4 protein-coding genes and 2 pseudogenes are annotated in these 3744 nt (G+C 58.7%); 2 read left to right on the top strand and 4 right to left on the bottom strand.

Annotated features, from left to right (window positions below; all coding sequences use genetic code 11):
• Window positions 1–163, top strand: a pseudogene (locus tag IQ254_RS30125) (photosystem II q(b) protein); the annotation flags it as partial.
• A gap of 160 nt (window positions 164–323) precedes the next feature.
• Here IQ254_RS30125 and IQ254_RS30120 read toward each other — a convergent pair.
• From IQ254_RS30120 to IQ254_RS30105, 4 genes are read right to left on the bottom strand one after another with little or no spacing between them, the layout of a single operon-like run.
• Complete coding sequence (locus IQ254_RS30120; RefSeq protein ID WP_193969825.1) at window positions 324–959, bottom strand: ABC transporter permease; 636 nt, start codon at window positions 957–959, stop codon at window positions 324–326.
• Window positions 956–1921, bottom strand: a complete 966-nt coding sequence (locus tag IQ254_RS30115; RefSeq protein ID WP_193969824.1) for an ABC transporter ATP-binding protein — start codon at window positions 1919–1921, stop codon at window positions 956–958. The genes IQ254_RS30120 and IQ254_RS30115 overlap by 4 nt, the downstream gene beginning before the upstream one ends.
• A gap of 55 nt (window positions 1922–1976) precedes the next feature.
• Complete coding sequence (locus tag IQ254_RS30110) at window positions 1977–2900, bottom strand: glycine betaine ABC transporter substrate-binding protein (protein WP_193969823.1); 924 nt, start codon at window positions 2898–2900, stop codon at window positions 1977–1979.
• A 19-nt stretch (window positions 2901–2919) separates the two neighbouring features.
• Entirely contained in the window at window positions 2920–3261 is a 342-nt protein-coding gene (locus tag IQ254_RS30105; RefSeq protein ID WP_193969822.1) for a hypothetical protein, read from the bottom strand.
• Here IQ254_RS30105 and IQ254_RS34115 point away from each other — a divergent pair.
• Window positions 3235–3384 (top strand): annotated as a pseudogene (locus IQ254_RS34115) (NAD(P)-dependent oxidoreductase); the annotation flags it as partial. The gene IQ254_RS30105 and the pseudogene IQ254_RS34115 sit on opposite strands and share 27 nt — an antisense overlap.
• Window positions 3385–3744 lie beyond the last annotated feature (360 nt).

The following is a 3744-nucleotide window of genomic DNA, read 5'->3' as shown; positions in this document are numbered from 1 at the left end:
CAACTTCAACCAGTCCATCCTTGACTCTCAGGGTCGGGTGATTGGCACTTGGGCGGATGTAATCAACCGGGCCAACCTGGGTATGGAAGTGATGCACGAGCGCAATGCTCACAACTTCCCCCTGGACTTGGCGACGGCTGAGGCTCCTGAAATCATCGGTTAGTCTTCGACTTAGTCCATTGATTTAAGAAAAGCGCCTTCCTTGGAGGGCGCTTTTTTGTTGTGTAATCAGCGTTAGCAATTTCCCATAACCATCGTTAGAGCGGTGATGCGATCGCGTTAGTTTGCTCCCGGTAGGTGCTGCTGGCGGTGCTGCCGTTGCCCTACTGCCCTGGCTGCGATCGCCGTTGGGGTTGGGCGTAGTGCTCAAGGGCTAGCAGCAGACCGTTGATTACTAATGCTAGAGCCGCTACCGCGATCGCCCCGGCTACAATTTTGTCGTAGCGATTGGTTTGAATGCCGTCGAAGAGCAGCTTGCCCAGGCCCCCAGCGTTGAACTTGGCCCCAATGGTGGCGATCGCGATCGCCACGATCGCCGCAATCCGCACCCCGGCCAGAAACACCGGCAGCACCAGGGGCACCTGTACTCGCCACCAGCGCTGGCTGACGCTCATGCCCATGCCCCGCGCCGCCTCCAGCACGGCGGGGTTGATGCCCGCCAGGCCCACCGTCAGGTTGCGCACCAAAATTACCTGGGTGTAGAGCACCATGGCGACGATCACCGAGGTGGCGTTGAGGCCAAACAGCGGCACCAAAAAAATAATCAGCGCCAGGCTGGGGATGGTGTAGAGAATGCCCAGGCCACCCATCACGGGCACGGCGAGCCAGCGGACACGGGTTACCAGCAGGGCAATGGGAACAGCCAGGGCGATCGCAATACCCAGGGCAATTCCGGTCATGCGCAGGTGTTGCAGCAGCAGGGTGAGCACATCACCGGGGGTGCTGATTAGGTAGCTCATCGCCCATTCCCCACGACTGTCGACTGGCGAATGTGGTCGAGGGTGAGTAGGCCCACCGGATCGCCATCCTCCAGCACTGTCAGTGCCGGAGCCCCCGTACGCAAAATCAGCGACAGGGCATCGCGCAGGCTGTCGCGGTGGGAGAGGGTGGGGTTGTGGCCGTTGCTATAGTTGGGGGGCAGCGCCATCATCGCTGAGGCTACCCGCAGCAGACCTAGCTGGCGTACCATATCGTCGGCTCCTAGCAGGTTATAAACAAAGTTGTTGGCGGGCCGGGTGAGCAGGTTAAAGGGGGTGTCAAACTGCACTACTTCGCCCTGGCCCATGACCAAAATGCGATCGGCCAGGCGCAGCGCCTCTTCCACATCGTGGGAGACAAACAGAATGGTTTTCTGGAGCTGGCTCTGGAGGCGCAAAATTTCGTCCTGCAGAGCGGTGCGGGTGATGGCGTCGATCGCGCCAAAGGGCTCATCCATCAGCATAATGCCGGGGTTGCCCGCCAGCGCCCGAGCAATGCCCACTCGCTGCTGCTGCCCGCCAGAGAGCTGGGCGGGGTAGCGATCGCGAAACTCCCCTGGCGGCAGCTTGACCAGCGCCAGCAGCTCATCAATGCGGGCCTGGATCTGAGGCTTAGGCCACTTTAGGAGCTTGGGCACCACTGCCACATTTTCAGCCACCGTCATGTGGGGAAACAGCCCCGACTGCTGAATTACGTAGCCAATCTGCTGTCGTAGCGTCGTGGCCTTCAGGTGGCGAATATTCACCCCATCTAAAAAAATATTCCCCCCCGTGGGTTCGTAGAGGCGATTCACCATCTTCAGCAAGGTGGTTTTGCCGCAGCCCGATGGTCCTAAAATCACCACGATTTCCCCTGAGTTGACCTGGCAGGTGACGCGGTTCACCGCCGGCCGCGCCCCGCCAGAAAACCGCAGCGAAACATCGTCAAACTGAAGATTGCCCATGGGTTGCTCTGGGGATTTCTGAAGGGGATTTCTGGAGGAGGTGTTTTCAGGGAGGCTATTCGGCAATCAAACCCGCATTCACCAAAAACTCGCGGGCTACGTCCGCCGGTTCGCGCTGATTGCCGCTGACCTCGTAGTTCAGCTCCCGCATGACCCCATCATTGAGCAGAGGCGAAAGCTGGTTTAGGGCCTCGGCAATCCCCGGGTTTGCGTCTAGGGCCTCTTGCCTCACCACCGGGGCCACCTGATAGGGCGGAAACACCCCTTTGTCGTCTTCGAGCACGACCAGGTTAAAGGCGCTGATCTCGCCATCGGTGCCAAAGGCTACCACCACATCGGCTTCACCATCTACCAGCCCCTTGTAGCGCAGGCCCGCATCCACGGGCTTGTAACTCTTGAGCGCAAAGCCGCCGTAGGCCTCCTGTAGCCCCGGCAAGCCGTCTTCGCGCACCTCAAACTCCGCCGGGCCAATCAGCGTCAGGTTGCTGGCCTGGGCGGCAAAGTCAGAGATCGTGCGAATGTTGAACGCTGTGGCCTGAGCTTCGGTCATGGCCAGGGCCTGGGTGTTATTCATGGGGGCGGGGTCGAGCCATGTCAGGCTAAACTGCTCCTCATAGGCCTGCTTGACGGTGTCGTAAACCGCCTGCTGGTCGCTGCTGACCGGCAGCTTCAGCACGGTTAACAGGGCGGTGCCCGTGTACTCAGGATAGAGGTCAATGTCGCCGCTCGCAAGGGCCGCCTGGGCCACCGGCGTGCCGCCTAGATTCAGCTTGCGCTCAACGGTGAAGTCGCTTTCTTCGAGCATCAGGGCGTACATTTCGCCAATGATCAGCTGCTCGGTAAAGTCTTTGGAGCCAACGCTAACGAGGTTGCTGCTGCTGTCGCCGCCGCCGCCGCTACCACCGCCACAGGCCACCGTGGCCACTGCCGCCGCTACCCCCAGGCAGGCCTGGTTAAACCACCGTCGAGATAACTTCATAGGTTAAAAGGGTGACATATCACAGGAGTGGGCCGATCGCGCCACTGCCCCTGAGGATATCACAGACCTTTAATCGCGGATTTGTGCAATTAGGGGGGGCCTGGCATGAGGTGGCTGGGGCGATCGGTAACCGATCGCGCAGGCAGGGATTGATTGTTGGGTAGGCAACCAGATTCCCTAACTCGTTCTGTAGGCTTTTGGGGGCAAACCCGTACATTGAGAATAGGGTGCTGCTGTGGTGACGCAGGAGCTGCACCGTCAGCACATTGGCTAGCGAGTCTAGATACAGGGTGCCACTGGGCTGTGGCTGGTGTAGTTCTATCAGCAATAGCGTGGCGATCGCACTGGGCAATATCGCCATGGCTTTGCGGGGAATGACAAGACTTCACAGCTTAAAATCAGGCGGGCAGATGTGGCCGATTTCATCCTCAAGCAGCTGACCGATCAGTCCTATCTTCACCAGGCCCCCAGTCTGGCCTCCTGAACTGGCCCATTGAACTGGCCCATTGAGTCGGTCTTGATGACGTTGCTCAATGAACTGACTGCCGTTGAAGCGGAGTTTGTCTTGATCCTGGATGATTACCATGCGATCGAGACCCAGGCCATTCATCACGGCATCGGCTTTTTGCTCAGCCATTTGCCGCCCCACATGCATTTGAGAGAGCAAAAAAAAGTGTGGGAAAGCTCGGGAACTCGTTGACTACTCGCTACTCCATGCAGGGCTATTTCATTCTAAAAATGGCCTTGAGGGTATCTAGGCCAAATTTGCAGAGTCGTTCAGCCTGAGCCATGTTGGAGAACTCATTGGAGCGATAGAGGTTGAGCGCGAAGTTCCGAGCGACGG

Origin of the sequence: Nodosilinea sp. LEGE 07088, from assembly GCF_015207395.1 — a bacterium.
Classification (GTDB): domain Bacteria; phylum Cyanobacteriota; class Cyanobacteriia; order Phormidesmidales; family Phormidesmidaceae; genus Nodosilinea.
The sequence above is the reverse complement of the archived record's forward strand: the minus strand, read 5'-3'. Positions and strand labels throughout refer to the sequence as shown.

What these genes read in the sequence shown, in the direction of transcription:
- IQ254_RS30120 (WP_193969825.1), bottom strand. Translation starts at nt 959, where the DNA reads ATGAGCTACCTAATCAGCACCCCCGGTGATGTGCTCACCCTGCTGCTG.
- IQ254_RS30115 (WP_193969824.1), bottom strand. Translation starts at nt 1,921, where the DNA reads ATGGGCAATCTTCAGTTTGACGATGTTTCGCTGCGGTTTTCTGGCGGG.
- IQ254_RS30110 (WP_193969823.1), bottom strand. Translation starts at nt 2,900, where the DNA reads ATGAAGTTATCTCGACGGTGGTTTAACCAGGCCTGCCTGGGGGTAGCG.
- IQ254_RS30105 (WP_193969822.1), bottom strand. Translation starts at nt 3,261, where the DNA reads ATGGCGATATTGCCCAGTGCGATCGCCACGCTATTGCTGATAGAACTA.